The following is a 15,871-nucleotide window of genomic DNA, read 5'->3' on the forward strand; positions in this document are numbered from 1 at the left end:
CGCGCTCAGTTGGCCGCGTAGTTCTGCAGGAACAGCGCCTCCGCCACCGACAACCGCTCCAACTCCTCAGGAGACACGCTCTCGTTGAGCGCGTGGATCTGGGCCTCCGGCTCGCTGAGGCCGATGAGGAGGATCTCCGCCCGCGGGTAGAGGGCCGCGAGGGTGTTGCACAGCGGGATGGAGCCGCCCTGGCCGGCGTACTGCATCTCCTCGCCGGGGTAGGCGACGGCCATCGCGTCGGCCATCGCCGTGTACGCCGGGCTGGTCGTGTCGGCGCTGAACGGCTGGCCCTGGCCGATCTGTTCGGTGCGTACGCGGGCGCCCCACGGGGTGTGGGCCTCAAGGTGGGCCTGGAGCAGCTTGGTCGCCTCGGCCGCGTCGACGCCCGGCGGGACGCGGAGGCTGACCAGCGCGCGGGCGCCGGCCTGCACGGACGGGGTGGCGCCGACGACCGGCGGGCAGTCGATGCCGAGGACCGTGACCGCCGGACGCGCCCAGATGCGGTCGGCCACCGCGTCGGAACCGATCAGCTCGACGCCGTCCAGCACCTTGGCGTCCTCGCGGAACTGCTCCTCGTCGTAGGCCAGCCCCTCCCAGGTCGCGTGGGCCGCGAGTCCGTCGACCGTCGTGGAGCCATCTTTGCCGCGCAGCGAGTCCAGGACGCGGATCAGCGCGGCCAGCGCGTCGGGCGCCGCGCCGCCGAACTGGCCCGAGTGCAGGTTGCCTTCGAGGGTGTCGACCTGCACGCGCACCATGGTCATGCCGCGCAGGGTCGAGGTGACCGTGGGCAGACCGACCCGGAAGTTGCCTGTGTCGCCGATCACGATCGTGTCGGCGGCGAGGAGGTCGGGGCGGGCTTCCGCGTACCGCTCAAGTCCGCCGGTGCCCTGTTCCTCCGAGCCCTCGGCGATCACCTTGACGTGCACCGGGACACCGCCGTTGGCCTTCAGGGCGCGCAGCGCGAGCAGGTGCATGATCACGCCGCCCTTGCAGTCGGCGGCACCGCGCCCGTACCAACGGCCGTCGCGCTCGGTCAGTTCGAAGGGCGGGCTCGTCCAGCCGGCCTCGTCCAGCGGAGGCTGCACGTCGTAGTGGGCGTACAGGAGCACCGTCTTGGCGCCCTCCGGGCCGGGCAGGAAGCCGTAGACCGACTGGGTGCCGTCCGGGGTGTCGAGCAGGGCCACGTCCTGGAAACCCTCGGTGCGCAGCGCGTCGGCGACCCAGTTCGCGGCGCCCTCGCTCTCGCTCTTCGGGAACTGGTCGAAGTCCGCCACCGATCGGAAGGCCACCAGCTCGGTGAGCTCCGTCCTCGCCGTGGGCATCAGCGAGGCGACGGTCTCGGCGACCGGATGCGACGACATGGGCACGCTCCTTGTGGGTGCGACGTTGTACGAATGATGCCGTCGATCCTCCCACAGCGGTCTGTGGCGATGTCCGCCGTAGGATGCGGGGGACAGGTGCGGCAGCGGCTTGATCGGGAGCAGTAGACCATCGTGAGCAGCGAGAACTCTTCGGCGGACGACGAACAGCGGGTGTGGGACGTCGTCGTGGTGGGCGCGGGACCCGCAGGGGCTTCGGCCGCCTATGCGGCGGCGGTCGCGGGACGGCGCGTGCTGTTGCTGGAGAAAGCCGAGCTGCCCCGCTACAAGACATGCGGCGGCGGCATCATCGGACCCTCCCGCGACTCCCTCCCGCCCGGCTTCGAACTGCCGTTGAAGGACCGGGTGTTCGCCATAACGTTCTCGAACAACGGGCGCTTCACGCGCACCCGCCGGTCCCGGCAGATGCTGTTCGGGCTGATCAACCGGCCCGAGTTCGACCAGCAGCTCGTCGAGCACGCGCAGAAGGCGGGCGCCGAGCTGCGGACGGGCGTCACGGTGACACGAGTCGAGCAGCACGGCTCGGCGGTCCCGGACCGGCGTACGGTCGCGGTCGTCCTCCAGGGCGGCGAGACGGTGCTCGCGCGGGCCGTCGTCGGCGCCGACGGCAGTGCCAGCCGCATAGGGGCGCACGTCGGGGTCAAGACCGACCAGGTGGACCTGGGCCTGGAGGCGGAGATCCCGGTGCCGGAGACGGTCGCCGAGGACTGGAAGGGCCGGGTGCTCATCGACTGGGGCCCGATGCCCGGGAGTTACGGCTGGGTCTTCCCCAAGGGCGACACGCTCACGGTCGGGGTGATCTCCGCGCGCGGTGAAGGCGCCGCCACGAAGCGGTACTTGGAGGACTTCATTGCCCGGCTCGGCCTCGCCGGCTTCGAACCGAGCATCTCCTCAGGGCACTTGACCCGGTGCCGGGCGGACGACTCGCCGTTGTCGCGCGGGCGGGTGCTGGTGTGTGGTGACGCGGCGGGACTGCTCGAACCATGGACCCGTGAGGGCATCTCGTTCGCGCTGCGGTCGGGGCGGCTCGCGGGGGAGTGGGCGGTCCGGATCGCCGAGGCGCACGACGCGGTGGACACCCGCCGTCAGGCGCTGAACTACGCGTTCGCGATCAAGGCGGGGCTCGGTGTCGAGATGAGCGTCGGCAAGAGCATGCTGGCGATCTTCGAGAAGCGCCCCGGCTTGTTCCACGCCGCTCTCACCGGCTTCCGGCCGGCCTGGAAGTCGTTCATGGACATCACCCGGGGCTCGACGACGCTGGGCGAACTCGTGCGCAGCCATCCGATGGCGCAGCGTGCGCTGACCGCGATCGACCGCAGGAACGCGGAACCGGTGGCGCCCGTGGCGCCCGCGGAGCCCGTGGAGGACGAGCTCAGCTCCTGACCGTGACGTGGAACACCGGGTGGTCGGGGGCGATCCGGCGCAGCTCGTCGTCGGAGGAGTCCGGGCCGACTCCTCCGAAGAACACCCCGACCTCGGCCTTCCACCGCTTGAGGTAGGCGCGCAGCAGCGGCACCTTGTCGTCGCCGGTGACCTCGGTCGCCGTGAACGCGTCGACCTTCTTGCCGAGCCGCAGCTCGCCGCCGCCGGCCGCCCGCATGTTGTGCGTCCACTGGACGTGGCCGCGCGGGGCGACGAGGTACTGCTGTCCGTCCACCGTCAGCAGGTTCACCGGGGTGGTCCGCCACTCGCCGCTCTTACGGCCGCGGACCGCCAGCACGCGTGAACCCCAGACACTGAGGCCCCGGCGGGTGAACCAGGCGACGGCGCGGTTGAAGACGTTCACGGTGAACCAGCCGGGTTTCTGGACGTGCGTGCTCATGACGACTCCTGGGTTTCGGAGAGCCTGGCTCACTTTTGTGAGCACCGCTCTCGTTCTCGGGAACAGTGTGCATCGGCTTGGCTTTCCGATGCAAGAGCGGTGCTCTCTTTTTTGTTCGCTGCTCTTGTTTGTGTGCGGTGCTCTGATTCCGTGCCACACTGGCTCGTATGAGCACCACACGAGGCGCCCGCGCCCGAGCCAGGATCGAGGTCACCGCGGCCATCAAGGACGAGGCGCGCAGACAGCTCGCCGCGGAGGGGGCCTCGAAGCTCTCGCTGCGTGCCGTGGCGCGTGAACTGGGCATGGTCTCCTCCGCGCTGTACCGGTACTTTCCCAGCCGTGACGAGTTGCTGACCGCTCTCATCATCGACGCGTACGACTCCGTCGGGGAGGCCGCGGAGGTCGCGCACTCCGGGGTTGTGGATGCGGGTCCGTTGCGGCGGTGGGTCGCTGTGTGTGAGGCGGTGCGGGGGTGGGCGCTGGCGCATCCGCATGAGTACGCGTTGATCTACGGGTCGCCGGTGCCGGGGTATGTCGCTCCGGAGACCACCGTTCCGTCTGCCGCGCGGGTTGCGCTGCTGCTTATCGGGGTCGCGCGGGATGCGTACGAGGCCGGCACCTTGAGTGAACCCCCGCTGCCGGCCGACCTTCGCCCAGAGGGGGAGCGCATGGTCGTGGACTTCGCGGGTGATCTTCCGCCCGCGGTAGCCGTGGCTCTTGTCGGTGCGTGGGCCGAGCTGTACGGGCTGGTCAGCTTCGAGCTGTTCGGTCAGTTCCGTCGTGTGGTGGAGGATCGGGAGGCGTTCTTTCGGCATGCGGTACGGCGGCTTGCGTTTGGGGTGGGGCTTGCGGATGTGTGAGTGCTCAGGTGGGTGTGCCGTTTTTTGTCTGCGAGCCGGTGGGGGCTGGTCGCGCAGTTCCCCGCGCCCCTGAAGGGGCGCTGTACTCCCCGGGGAGTACGCGTGATCACCCCGTTCAGCTGACGACCCCGGTGCCGCTCGGCGTCTAGCGTGACGTGCATGGATGAGCAGCGGGTTGGCGGTGGGGGACCGCCCTGGTGGCGGCATGGACCGCCGTGGGGTAGCTCGGCGCGGTGGCCGTGGCGCTCCACCTTGTTGGTCACCGTGTTCGTGTTGGGCGGCAGCAACTTCGCCTCGCACAGCCAGCCCGGCCGTGTCCCGCTCGACCTCTACGCGCGCGTGCTGCTCATCGCCGGGTCGGCGCTGCTCCTGTGGCGGCACCGGTACCCCGTGTGGGTGGCCTTCGGCACCGTGGGTGCCGCCGTGCTGTACCTCGGGGCCGGATACCCGTACGGCCCGGTGTTCGTGACCGTCGCCCTCAGCTGCTTCAGCGCGGTCGTCGCCGGTCGGCGCTGGGCGGCCTGGGCCGCGCTCGGTGTGTTGTGGGCGGCGCACCTTGTGATCTCGCACTGGCTCTACCGGTGGTTGCCCCCGCAGCACGACCATGCGATGCCGTGGGGCGGTGAAGTGGCCGTCGCCGCTTGGGTGGTGGCCATCGCCGCGATCTCCGAACTGGCCCGCACCCGCCGCGACCAGTGGGCCCGGGAACGAGCCGAGCGCGCCCAGGCGGCCCGGCGCCGCGCCGACGAGGAACGGCTGCGGATGGCCCGTGAACTGCACGACGTCCTCGCGCACAGCATCTCCGTCATCAACGTCCAGGCGGGCGTCGGCCTCGCCCTTCTCGACTCCGACCCCGAGCAGGCCCGTACGGCCCTCACCACCATCAAGGCCGCCAGCAAGGAAGCGCTCGGCGAGGTCCGCCAGGTCCTCGACACCCTGCGCACCCCGGGCGACGCCCCGCGCGCTCCGGCCCCCGGCCTCGATCGGCTGCCCGAACTGGTGCAGCAGGCGGCGAGCGCCGGCCTGACCGTCGCGGTCGACGGAACGCCGCCCCGCCTACCGCCCAACACCGACCTCGCCGCCTTCCGTATCGTCCAGGAGGCGCTCACCAATGTCGTACGCCATTCCGGTTCGCGGCACGCGCGCGTGCACGTCGAGCACGACCCCCGGGAACTACGGCTGCGCATCGACGACGACGGGCCCGCGACCGGAGAGGACGCCGGGGGCAGCGGCAATGGGCTCGCCGGGATGCGGGAGCGGGCCGCCGCGCTCGGTGGCACGATCGAGGCGGGCGCGCGCCCGGACGGCGGCTTCCGGGTGCTCGCCGTACTGCCGTTGAAGGTCACGCCGAAGGAGGACGACCGGTGATCCGGGTACTGCTCGCCGACGACCAGGCCCTGGTCCGGGCCGGCTTCAAGGCGCTGCTGGACGCGCAGCCGGACATCGAGGTGGCCGGTGAGGCGTCCGACGGCGAGGAGGCCGTGCGCACGGTGGGCGAACTGCGCCCCGATGTCGTCCTGATGGACATCCGCATGCCGCTGCTCGACGGCCTGGCCGCGACCCGCCGGATCACCGGGGACGGCGACCTGAAGGACGTGAAGGTGGTCATGCTGACGACCTTCGAACTCGACGAGTACGTCTTCGAGGCGATCCGCTCCGGCGCCTCCGGCTTCCTGGTCAAGGACACCGAACCGGACGAACTCCTGCGCGCCGTAAGGGCGGTGGTCGAGGGCGACGCGTTGCTCTCGCCGGGCGTGACGCGCCGCCTGATCGCCGAGTTCGCCGCCCGCTCCAAGGAACCCGCGACCGCCGACGCCCTCACCCGGCTCACCGAACGGGAACGGGAGGTGATGGCCCTGGTCGGCATCGGCCTCTCCAACGACGAGATCGCCCGCCGCCTCGTCGTCAGCCCCCTCACCGCGAAGACCCACGTCAGCCGCACGATGGTGAAACTGGGTGCCCGGGACAGGGCCCAACTGGTCGTGCTGGCCTACGAGTCGGGGTTGGTACGCCCCGGCTGGCTGGGCTGACCCGACTCCTGCCGATACCGGTACAGCACGGTCGCCACCCGGACGAGGAAGACGACCGGTACGAGCACGAGCGCCCCGCGCACGAGCAACGTCTCGACGACACCCGGCAGTTCGAACAGCAGCGCCGGCCCGGCGACCGCCCCGAACAACACCGCCGCCACGAACGCCGCGCTGACCAGCGCGTACCCGATCTCCACGGTCATCGCATCCCGCTCGGCCTGAGTCCGCCGTCCCCCGTACATAGTCATCCCGAAAGTCTCACACGGGTGCGCCCGACGGAGCAATCGGCTCCGCCGGGCGCACGGTCCTTGTAAGTCGGCCTGGTGTCGATCGCACCCTGAAGGGGCGCGGGGAACTGCGCGACCAGCCACGACGGACCCGCGGACGAAATCCGACGCGCCTAGTCGTTGACCGCCACGCGCTCCGCCTCCGTCACTGTGGACTTGGCCACGACGATGGACTGTTGGGCACGCCGGGTACGCAACCCCGGCAGCGTGATCAGCAACCCGGCCAGCGCGATGAACGTCACCACCACCAACCCCGGCCGGTAGCTGTCCAGCACCGCCTGCGGAGTGGCATGCGCGGGCGCGTGCGCGGTGACCACGGCCGTGACGACGGCCAGGAAGATCGCGCCGCCCACCTGCACCGAGGTGTTCAACAGCCCGGAGACCATGCCCTGTTCATGGTCGTCGACCCCGTTGGTGGCCTGGATGTTGAGCGAGGGGAAGACCAGCGCGAAGGACGCTCCGATCAGCAGCATCGACGGCAGGATGACAGACGCGTACACGGGGTCGACGCTGACCCGCAGGAACAGGGCGTACCCCACGACCATCAGCGCGAAGCCCACCACGATCAGCCGCTGGGTGCCGAACCGGTCGACGATCGCCCCCATCTTCGTCGAGGACGCCGCCACCAGCGCCCCGGCCGGCAGGAAGGCGAGAGCCGTGTGCAACGCCGACCAGCCGAGCAGCTGTTGCATGTACAACGTGACCAGGAACTGGAAGCCGACGTACGACCCGAAGAGGGCCATCGCGCCGAGCTGGGCGCGGATCTGGTTGCCAGAGCGCAGCACCCCGAGCCGGATCAACGGCCCCGCGGAGCGCCGCTCGACGTACACGAAGACGGTCAGCATGACGGCAACTGCCAGGAAAGACAGGAGAGTTCGGGCCGACGTCCAGCCGACTTCCGGTGCCTGTACGACGGTGAACACCAGCAGCAGCATCGAGGCGGTGCCGAGGACGGCGCCCGGGATGTCGTAGCCGTTGTGGTCCTTCTCGCGTTCGCTGCGCGGCAGCAGCTTGAGACCGGCGAGGAGGGCGAGCAGGGCGATCGGCGCGGGGAGCAGCATGGTGAGGCGCCAACTGGCCTCCGTGAGCAGGCCGGAGAGGACCAGGCCCATCGAGAAACCGGTGGCCGCGCAGGTGGTGTAGATGGACAGGGCGCGGTTGCGCAGCGGGCCCTCGGGGAACGTCGTCGTGATGATCGACAGGCCGGCCGGTGCGGTGAAGGCCGCGCTGAGGCCCTTGATGAAACGGCTGGCGATCAGCAGCGGGCCCGAGTCGACGAGCCCGCCGAGCAGCGAGGCCACCGCGAAGACACCCAGGGCGACCAGGAAGACCTGGCGTCGGCCGAGCAGGTCGGCGGTGCGGCCGCCGAGGAGGAGCAGGCCGCCGTATCCCAGGATGTAGCCGCTGACGATCCATTGGAGCGTCGAGGTGGAGAGGTCGAGTTCGGAGCCGATGGAGGGCAGGGCGACGCCGACCATCGACACGTCGAGCGCGTCCAGGAACATCGCGGCGCAGAGCACCAGCAGGGTGCCCCACAGCCGTGGGGTCCAGCGGACCGCCGAGGACGGGGCCGCGGGAGGGGAGAGCGGAGAGGTCATGCCGCAGACAATACATGCGCATGCATTGAATGCGAACGCATTTAATTCCGATGCAACAAACTCGTTTCTCTGCTACGGTGCGCTGTCATGGCGGCGAAGAAGGCCGAACAGGCGCTCGTGGACCAATGGCGGGAGATGCTGGCGCTGCATGCCCGCACGCAGTGCGAACTCGACCGGGCTCTGCATCAACACGGCCTGTGCGGCAGCGACTTCGAGGTGTTGGACGTACTGTCCGGCGACTGCGACGCGTTTCGCGTCCAGGAGATCTCCGAGCGTGTCCACCTCAGTCAGAGCGCCCTGTCCCGCCTGATCGCCCGGCTGGAGAAGGACGGCCTCGTCGAGCGCGGCATGTGCGCGGAGGACCGGCGGGGCGTCCGTGTGACCCTCACGGACAAGGGGCGGACGCTGCACGGTGAGGTACTCCCGTTGCAGCGCGCGGTGTTGACGAAGATGCTGACCAGCTGACGCATCGTCAGCTCCAGATCCGTCAGCTCCGGATCCTCTAGCTCCACGTTACGGCGGACTTCTCCCGCCACAGCCCTGCGACCGACACGTCACCGGTCACGCTCGGGAACGGCCCCCGGTTCCACAGCGCCCGGTACAACTGCCCGGCAGGACCGGCCAGTTCGCAGTCGGCGACCCCGGTGCCGTCCCGCTCGGCGGCGGGCGGTTCCTGGGACAGCCGTACGGTCCACACGGCGTCGTCCGCGTCCGTCGCGCGCACCCGCAGCACCCGGGGCTTCTCGCTGCGGACCCTGCTCTTGCTGCGGCCATGGAAGCCGCGCAGCAACTCGTCGATGCCGTCGGCCGCGAAGTCCGGGGCGATCTCGCCGGCCGTTCCGCCGCGCGCCGCCTCGGCGTCCATCCGGTGCACGGTCGTCTCGTGCGCCTGCCGCCGTGCCCAGAACGCGAGCGGTGACGGCGCCGCGAAGAACTGCCAGCACTCCACGTCGGGCGGGGCGGCGGAGAGGGTGTCCACGAGGGAGCGGTGCCCCGCCCGGAACCAGGCCACCAACTCGGCGCCGTCCAGGTCCGGGAGGCCGCCGTCGGGGTGGTACGCGGTGTGCCCATCGGCGACGAACGCGGTCGCCCAGCGATGCACCACCCCCGTGTGCCGCAGCAGATCCCGCACCTGCCACCCCGGACAGGGCGGCACCTCGGCGTCGACGCCCGCCGCCTCCGCGGCCGAGGCCAGCAGGCCGCCCTCCCGGTCCAGGGTCCGTACGAACGCATCGGTGTCCATGCGGCCGAGTGTGCCGTATCGCAAGGATGGTGCGCGCGTCAGCGAGAGAGGGCGGCGCGTGCGTCAGGCGGAGGCGAGCGCCTTGCGCAGGACGGTGACGGCCATCGTGATCGCGGCCTCGGCGGCGTGCGTCTCGCGCAGGGCATTGAGCATCACGAAGTCGTGGATGACCCCCTGGAAACGGACGGCGGTGACGGGGACTCCGGCCTCGCGGAGCCTGTCGGCGTACGCCTCGCCCTCGTCGCGCAGGACGTCGGCCTCGCCGGTGATGACGAGGGCCGGGGGCAGCCCGGTGAGCTGCTCGGTGGTTGCCCGCAGCGGGGAGGCCGTGATCTGGGCGCGCTCGGCCTCGTCGGTCGTGTACTGGTCCCAGAACCACTGCATGCCGTCGCGGCGCAGGAAGTAGCCGGTGGCGAACCGGTCGTAGGAACCGGTGTCGAAGTTCGCGTCGGTGACCGGGTAGAACAACACCTGCTGGAGCAGCGGGCCGCCGCCGTGCCCCTCGCCATCGGTGACGCCATGGGCCTGACGCCCGATCAGGACGCCCTGGCCAAGCGGCTTCTCCGGCTGATCACCGCCAACGTCGCCGCGGGCTGAACCGCCCGCCAGCTGCGCGTTCCCGCTCGACGAGACGTCCTGTCGTCGCGGCTGTTCACCTTAGCTTGCAGGTCCAACGGCATCTCCTGGACCGGGTCCCCGTATACGGTCCGAAGCGATTTCCCGAGAAGAAATGGCTTACGTCAATGGAGATTCGAGCCGATCAAGCGCGAGGTGCCATGCCGACCCAGGTGTCCGAAGTCTCACCGCCGGCCCCCCAGCCGGAGGCCCCGTCCCGGAACGTCACCGCCACCATCGCCCTGGCCTGCGTGGGGGTCTTCGTCTCCTACCTGCCGGTCGTCGGGGTGTCGGTCGCGCTCCCGGTGATCCAGCAGGCGCTCGACGCGTCCACCACCGGGCTCCAGTGGATCACCGACGCGTTCATCCTGCCGACCGCCGCCCTGCTCCTGACCTGCGGTGTCGTCGGCGACCTCTACGGCCGCAAGAAGATGTACCTGATCGGCCTGACGCTGTCCTGTCTCGGCTGTCTCGTCGCCCTCACCGCGCACGGCGTCGTCCAGGTCTGCGTCGGCCAGGCGCTCACCGGCGTCGGCACCGCCGCCCTGCTTCCCGCGACCCTCGGCCTGATCAGCCACGTCTGCCCCGACCACCGCAAACGGGGCGCCGCGATAGCCCTGTGGACGGCCGCCCTCGGCCTCGGCCTGACCCTCGGCCCCCTCTTCAACGGCCTGATCGTGGAGCACGCGAGCTGGCGCTGGATCTTCCTGCCCACCCTGGCCGTCGGCGCCGTCACGGTCCTGGTCGGCGCCTTCGCCCTGACCGACTCCCGCTCGGACCGCGAACGCCACCTCGACATCCCCGGCCAACTCCTGGCCGTCGTCGCCGTCACCGCCATCGTCTACGGCGTCATCGAGGGCGGCGGCGCCCCGGGCTGGGGTTCGGCCGAGGTCGTCACCGCGTTCGTCGTGGCGGCGCTCGCCCTGCCGGCCTTCGTCCTGGTCGAACTGCGGTCGCGCTGCCCGATGTTGGACATGCGGCTCTTCACGTCCCCGGCGTTCTCCGGGGCCGCGTTCGTCATGGCGCTCACCCTGTTCGCCCAGGTCGGGCTGGTCTTCTCGCTCAGCGAGTACTTCGGGCTCGTCCATCACGCCTCGACGTGGGACATCGGGGTGCGCCTGATCGCGCTCAACGGCTTCACCGTCGTCCTCGGCCCGGTGGTCGGCCGGCTCATGCACCGGTTCTCGCCCGGCCTCGTGCTGGTGACCGGACTGCTCGTCGGCGGCATCGGGGCGCTCCTGGTCAGCCTCTTCGACGCCACCACCGGAACCGGCGAAGCGGCCCTCGTCATCGCGGTGTTGGGCATCGGCATCGCGCTGGCGATGGCCCCCATCACCACCATCGCCATGAACAGTCTGCCGCGCCGGCTGGGCAGCACCGCCGGTGCCGCCAACAGCGCCCTCCGGCAGATCGGCAGCGCCCTGGGCCCCGCCATCTTCGGCGTCGTCCTCACCCACCGCACCCTCGGCACCCTGCCCGCCCACGTCGCCGCGTCCGGCCTCGACCCTGCCGACCAGGGCCAGGTCATCGGCATGGTCGACGGCGCCGGCATCCAGGCGGGCGCGTTCCTGCACCTGAACACCGGCGAGGCGACGGGCCGGGCCCTGGCCGCCTACGGGGCGAGCTTCACGGACGCGCTGCACACCTGCGCCCTGGTCGGCGGCATCGGCATGCTGATCGCCGCGGCCGTCGCCTTCCTCACGATCGGCATCCGTGCCCGCGCGCCGCACGGCGAGGGGGAGGCTGTCGCGGCCACGCATCCTGCCGCCGGGGCGGCGGGTGTTGGTGAGGGCGGCTGAGAAACGGCTGCTGTATGAGGGGCAGTTGTCTTTCGGTGCGGGACGCCGAGGGGCGACTGCCCTTGCCGTAGGTCCCGTTGGCCGACGGTACGGCCGTGTCGGCCCCATCCGCCCGGTGTCTTGCGCGGGGTGCCTTCGAAAACTGGTGACGGCGAAAACTGGGGACGGCGAACTCGCCGCGAAGTGACGGGTGTGTTTCCGCAGGCCCCTTTTTGCAGAAATGGAATTTCGTTCAAGCAAAGCCGGGGGACAGGGAGTTGACAGCTTTCCGTGATTCTTTGTCGTTGTTTTGATCGTGCGCGTGATTTTCCCGTGCATGGCTCTGTCGGGCGGTGTGCATGATCACTGCAGATGACGGAGCCTGCGAGGGGTTGCACCATGAAGAGCGTCTGCGAATGCCTCGAATGCGGCGCGTATATGGGCGCCGCTGGGTATTCCAAAGGGCGGCCGACGCGGTACTGCTCGAATGCGTGCCGACAGCGGGCGTACCGTCGTCGTAAGGCGCTGGGCGTGGGGCAACCACGTCCGGGCCGGGCGGTCGCGACGGCCGGGCCCCTCCAACGCCGTACCGATGCCTTCGTGGGGCGTCGGCGAGAACTGTCGGAGATCGACGAACTGTTCGCCCGGGCCAAGGTGGTCACGCTGACCGGCCAGGCAGGAATCGGGAAGACCAGGCTCGCCCTTGAGTACGTCAAGGGCGCGGGGGCGCGGTTCACGGAGGTGCACAGTCTCGACGTGGAGACGGCGGGCGACGAGGACCTCGCTCCGGGGTCCGCCTTCCTGTCCGCTCTCCATGCCGCCTTCGCACCGGGACGGTCGGGACGCGTGCGGGCCGTCGGCGACGGAACTCCGCCGGAGCCGCGGCGGCGGGTCCTGGCCCATCTGGACGGTTGCGACCACCGGATCGACGTCTGCTCCCGGCTGATCGAGAAGCTCCTTCCCGAGTTCCCGGGACTGTCCTTCCTCGTCACCTCCCGGGAGTCGCTCTCCGTTCCGGAGGAGTCCGTGCTCCGGGTCGACGCGCTGCCCCTTCCGGAGGACGGGGCGCCGCACATCGCGTCCGTGCTGCTGCGGTCGGACGCGGTGCTGCTCTTCGTCGAGCGGGCCCGCGCCGTGGACCGGCACTTCAGGCTCGGGCAGGACAACCTCGCCGGCGTGGTCGACGTCTGCCGCAGCCTGGAAGGGATTCCGCTCGGTCTGGAGATGGCGGCGCGCTGGGTACGGCTGCTGTGCATCGAGGACATCCGGGTGGCGCTGGCGGATCCGCTGACGTTCCTGCTCGGCGAGGCGGGTCTGGCGGACGGACGGACCTTCTCCTCCGTCATCGGGGGGAGCCACTCCCTCCTCGGTGACCGCGACCGCCGTTTCAGCCGTCGACTGGCCGTGTTTCCAGGGGAGTTCGGCATCGAGGCGGCGACCGCGGTGTGCGCGGACGAGGGGGAAGGGCCCGCTGCCGTGCTGGAGACCTTGCTGCGGCTGGAGTCCCGCTGTCTGCTGAGAGGCGTCGACCAGGGACCGGGACAGGGGAGGCGGTTCCGGCAGGCCGCGCCCCTCAGGAAGTACGAGCTTCAACGCCTCATGCGGGCCGGGGAGTTCGACCGGACGCACGACAGGCTCGTGGAGTGGCTGACGGAGATCACGGAGCCGTTCCACGGCCCGAGTGTTCCCCCCGCCGCTGAAGTGGCCCCGGTCTGCCGTGAGGTGGAAGCGCTCCACCGGGCGCTGGAGTGGACGTCGGAACGCGGCGACAGCCGGGGGCATGCCCTCGCGCCCGCACTGGCCCGGTCGCTGCTGGAACAGGGCGATCCGGTCGGGGCCCGTCGTGTCCTGTGCCGCGCGCTGGCCGTACCGGGCCCGGAGAACGGGCATCGGGCCTCCCTCGAATGGTTCGCGGCATGGCACGCGTTCGGCGAGGGCGACTACCGGACCGCCCTGGAGCGGTCGTCGGAGGCGGCCAGGATGGAAAGGCCGCTTCACCGTCCGGCCCGGCTCATCCTCGCGCTGGCCCTGGCGGCCGCCTGCCATCTCGAACTGGAGGAGCGGGCACCGGGTGCGGCCCTGTGCGCCGAGGCGCTCCGCGCGCTGTCCGCCGTCGAAGACCCCGCGGTGTGGAACCAGGCCGCTCTCTGCCTCGTCGAGATCCACATATATCTGGGCGACGACACCGAGGCCGAAGGGCTTCTTCAGGAATACCGGGCGCGGGCCGGTGGAATTCCCTTCGACATTCCGGCGTACAACAGGGAGCGAGCGGACCTGCTCACCGCCCAGATAGCCATCGCGCGCGACGACGCGGCCCGGGCCGAGCGCCTTCTCCTCGACGCGCTGACCAGGAACGCGGACCATCTGCGCAGGGTGTGGCTGGTGCACGGGCTCGCCATCGTGTCGACGATGCGGGGGCGGCACTTCCGGACGGTGCTGCTGGCGGAGCTGCTGAAGAGCTGGTGCGCGACGACGGAACCGCGCGCCGAGCGATGGTGGCGGAACAGGTTCGAGGCCGCCCTCGCCGCATCCCTCCCCGAGTGCACCGCGGCGCAGGTGCTCCGCGCGCGCCGGCTGGCGTCGGAACTCACCGTGCAGGGACTGAGCTCGTGGTTCCAGGGCGACGAGGACCGACTCACCTCGGGGCCTGGCGCGGGGGCGTCGGCGAGGCTGACCGAGCGGGAGCGCCAGGCCGTCGCCATGCTCGCGGACGGCATGACGAACTATCAGATGGCCCGGCGGATGGGGGTGTCGATCCGGACCGTGGAAACCCACCTGGACAACATCCGCAAGAAGACCGGGCTGTACACCAGGGTGCAGATCGGGGTCTGGGCGCAGGAGAGGACGGCCTGACCCGGGCCGCCGACGGACCTCGTTACGTTACGAAAATCGGCCGTGGGTATTACTACGGATACAACGCGTTGCCTCGACCTTCCATGATCGTTCCAGGTGGTCGGGGGTGATCCGGTCCGTTTATGGGAACGGGGTTGACGCGTGAAGTATTTCCGCTTCCTGGTCTTCGGGAACGCGATATCGGCTTACGGCAGCTATCTCAATATGCTCGCGCTGAACCTGTTCGCGTACGAGCTCACCAAGAGCGCGCTGTTCTCCGGACTTCTTCTCGCGGTCCGGCTCGCCGCCGGATTCCTCACGGGATTCATGGCGGGACGCCTCGTGCACCACCGCCGGCGAAAGCTCGTCATGGTCACCGCCGAGGTGAGCCAGGCCGTCGCCCTGGCCGTTCTGATCGCCGCTCCGTCGGGTGCGCGGAAGGAGATCCTCTACGGCCTGGCCGTCGTCACCGGCGTGGGCGGCACGATCTCCCAGGTGTTCCTCCGGGCGATCGTCCCGGACATCGTCGGACAGGATCTCCGGGCCCGCGCCAACAGCCTTCTCGTCACGGGCCGTTCACTGGCCATGGTGCTCGGCTTCGCGTCCGCCGGAGTCGTCCTGGGCTGGGCCGGGTACCGTACGGCGTTCATCGTCGACGCGGCCTCGTTCGTCGTCTCGGCGGCGATCCTCACGGCCCTCCCGATCACCGGACCGAAGACGGACGCGCAGGCGGAGGAGGACGCCCCCGAGTCGTTCGTCGCCGCCCAGCGCACCGCAGTGCGTTTCCTGTGGGCCGCGCCGGTCCTGCTGCCCATGATCGCCATCAGGGCGATCGACGGCCTCGGCTCGTCGTCGCACAACGTGGCGCTCCCCGTCTATTCGAGCATGCTCGACCCGCACCACCCCGCCGCCTTCATGAGCGGGTTCTGGGTGCTGTGGGCCATCGGCAACATCGCCTTCCAGCAGTTCCTCTCCCGATACAGCCGGCGGACGGGCCGGACGTTCGAGGAGCGGGCCTTCGCGCTCGGGACCTGCCTCATGTCGGCGGCCTTCATCCTGGCCTTCTGCGGGTTTCCCCCGGCGGTCACCGCGGTGACCGCCCTCGTGGCCGGCGCGGCCGACGGCTTCACCGAGGTGTCGTACATCTCGCGGCTCCAGAGCGTGCCCGACGACCGGCGGGGCTACGTCTTCGGCTTCTCGGCGACCGTCGAGAACCTCGGGGTCGGCGTCGGCATGGTGCTCACCTCGGCCGCGCTCGAATTCCTCCCGCCGCTCGACGTCGTCGCCGCGGCACACGGGACCGCGATCGTCATGGCGCTGGCCTTCCTCGCCCGGCTGGTCCGCGCCGGGAGACGTCCCGACTCCGCGTCCCTACGACGATCCCGCGCCTCCGCAATCCCTCCCGTCGAAGAAGTCAGGTGATCCGG

General features: G+C 70.4%; 13 protein-coding genes and 1 pseudogene. 8 read left to right on the plus strand and 6 right to left on the minus strand.

What is annotated here, in order from left to right; all coding sequences use genetic code 11:
- Window positions 1-5: 5 nt before the first annotated feature.
- A complete protein-coding gene (locus OG194_RS41630) occupies window positions 6-1,361 on the minus strand; it encodes a dipeptidase (protein WP_327405887.1) in 1,356 nt (451 codons plus the stop codon).
- A gap of 132 nt (window positions 1,362-1,493) precedes the next feature.
- Between OG194_RS41630 and OG194_RS41635 the strand changes: the two genes are divergently transcribed.
- Complete coding sequence (locus tag OG194_RS41635) at window positions 1,494-2,762, plus strand: geranylgeranyl reductase family protein (RefSeq protein WP_327405888.1); 1,269 nt, start codon at window positions 1,494-1,496, stop codon at window positions 2,760-2,762.
- Here the strand turns inward: OG194_RS41635 and OG194_RS41640 are convergent.
- A complete protein-coding gene (locus OG194_RS41640; protein ID WP_019065153.1) occupies window positions 2,752-3,201 on the minus strand; it encodes a nitroreductase family deazaflavin-dependent oxidoreductase in 450 nt (149 codons plus the stop codon). The genes OG194_RS41635 and OG194_RS41640 overlap by 11 nt on opposite strands.
- Before the next feature lie 167 nt (window positions 3,202-3,368).
- Between OG194_RS41640 and OG194_RS41645 the strand changes: the two genes are divergently transcribed.
- The 3 genes from OG194_RS41645 to OG194_RS41655 all read left to right on the plus strand — a co-directional run bounded on the left by OG194_RS41645 (window position 3,369) and on the right by OG194_RS41655 (window position 6,091).
- The gene (locus tag OG194_RS41645; protein WP_327405889.1) at window positions 3,369-4,061 is read left to right on the plus strand and encodes a TetR/AcrR family transcriptional regulator; all 693 of its coding nucleotides are present in this window, start codon (window positions 3,369-3,371) and stop codon (window positions 4,059-4,061) included.
- A gap of 159 nt (window positions 4,062-4,220) precedes the next feature.
- On the plus strand, window positions 4,221-5,429 hold the full coding sequence (locus OG194_RS41650) for a sensor histidine kinase (protein ID WP_327405890.1): 1,209 nt from the start codon (window positions 4,221-4,223) through the stop codon (window positions 5,427-5,429).
- On the plus strand, window positions 5,426-6,091 hold the full coding sequence (locus OG194_RS41655; RefSeq protein WP_327405891.1) for a response regulator transcription factor: 666 nt from the start codon (window positions 5,426-5,428) through the stop codon (window positions 6,089-6,091). Before OG194_RS41650 ends, OG194_RS41655 begins: the two co-directional genes overlap by 4 nt.
- On the opposite strand, the gene OG194_RS41660 is transcribed toward OG194_RS41655, so the two are convergent.
- Together OG194_RS41660 and OG194_RS41665 are read right to left on the minus strand one after the other, a co-directional pair.
- Entirely contained in the window at window positions 6,052-6,339 is a 288-nt protein-coding gene (locus OG194_RS41660) for a DUF6332 family protein (RefSeq protein WP_327405892.1), read from the minus strand. The genes OG194_RS41655 and OG194_RS41660 overlap by 40 nt on opposite strands.
- 152 nt (window positions 6,340-6,491) lie before the next feature.
- Window positions 6,492-7,976 carry an MFS transporter gene (locus OG194_RS41665; protein ID WP_327405894.1) on the minus strand — a complete coding sequence of 495 codons (1,485 nt, stop codon included), beginning with the start codon at window positions 7,974-7,976 and terminating at the stop codon, window positions 6,492-6,494.
- 87 nt (window positions 7,977-8,063) lie between these two features.
- Here OG194_RS41665 and OG194_RS41670 point away from each other — a divergent pair, with 87 nt between their 5' ends.
- Complete coding sequence (locus tag OG194_RS41670; protein ID WP_327405895.1) at window positions 8,064-8,441, plus strand: MarR family winged helix-turn-helix transcriptional regulator; 378 nt, start codon at window positions 8,064-8,066, stop codon at window positions 8,439-8,441.
- 37 nt (window positions 8,442-8,478) lie between these two features.
- On the opposite strand, the gene OG194_RS41675 is transcribed toward OG194_RS41670, so the two are convergent.
- Window positions 8,479-9,219, minus strand: a complete 741-nt coding sequence (locus tag OG194_RS41675) for a maleylpyruvate isomerase family mycothiol-dependent enzyme (RefSeq protein WP_327405896.1) — start codon at window positions 9,217-9,219, stop codon at window positions 8,479-8,481.
- A gap of 63 nt (window positions 9,220-9,282) precedes the next feature.
- Window positions 9,283-9,714: pseudogene (locus OG194_RS41680) on the minus strand (alpha/beta hydrolase fold domain-containing protein); the annotation flags it as partial.
- Window positions 9,715-9,995: 281 nt separating this feature from the next.
- Here OG194_RS41680 and OG194_RS41685 point away from each other — a divergent pair.
- The 3 genes from OG194_RS41685 to OG194_RS41695 all read left to right on the plus strand — a co-directional run bounded on the left by OG194_RS41685 (window position 9,996) and on the right by OG194_RS41695 (window position 15,866).
- Entirely contained in the window at window positions 9,996-11,633 is a 1,638-nt protein-coding gene (locus OG194_RS41685; RefSeq protein ID WP_327405897.1) for an MFS transporter, read from the plus strand.
- A 510-nt stretch (window positions 11,634-12,143) separates the two neighbouring features.
- On the plus strand, window positions 12,144-14,465 hold the full coding sequence (locus tag OG194_RS41690) for an ATP-binding protein (protein WP_327405898.1): 2,322 nt from the start codon (window positions 12,144-12,146) through the stop codon (window positions 14,463-14,465).
- 141 nt (window positions 14,466-14,606) lie between these two features.
- Window positions 14,607-15,866, plus strand: coding sequence for an MFS transporter (locus OG194_RS41695; protein ID WP_327405899.1), 1,260 nt, complete (start codon window positions 14,607-14,609; stop codon window positions 15,864-15,866).
- Window positions 15,867-15,871 lie beyond the last annotated feature (5 nt).

The organism is Streptomyces sp. NBC_01288, assembly GCF_035982055.1.
In the GTDB taxonomy this organism is placed as follows: Bacteria; Actinomycetota; Actinomycetes; order Streptomycetales; family Streptomycetaceae; genus Streptomyces.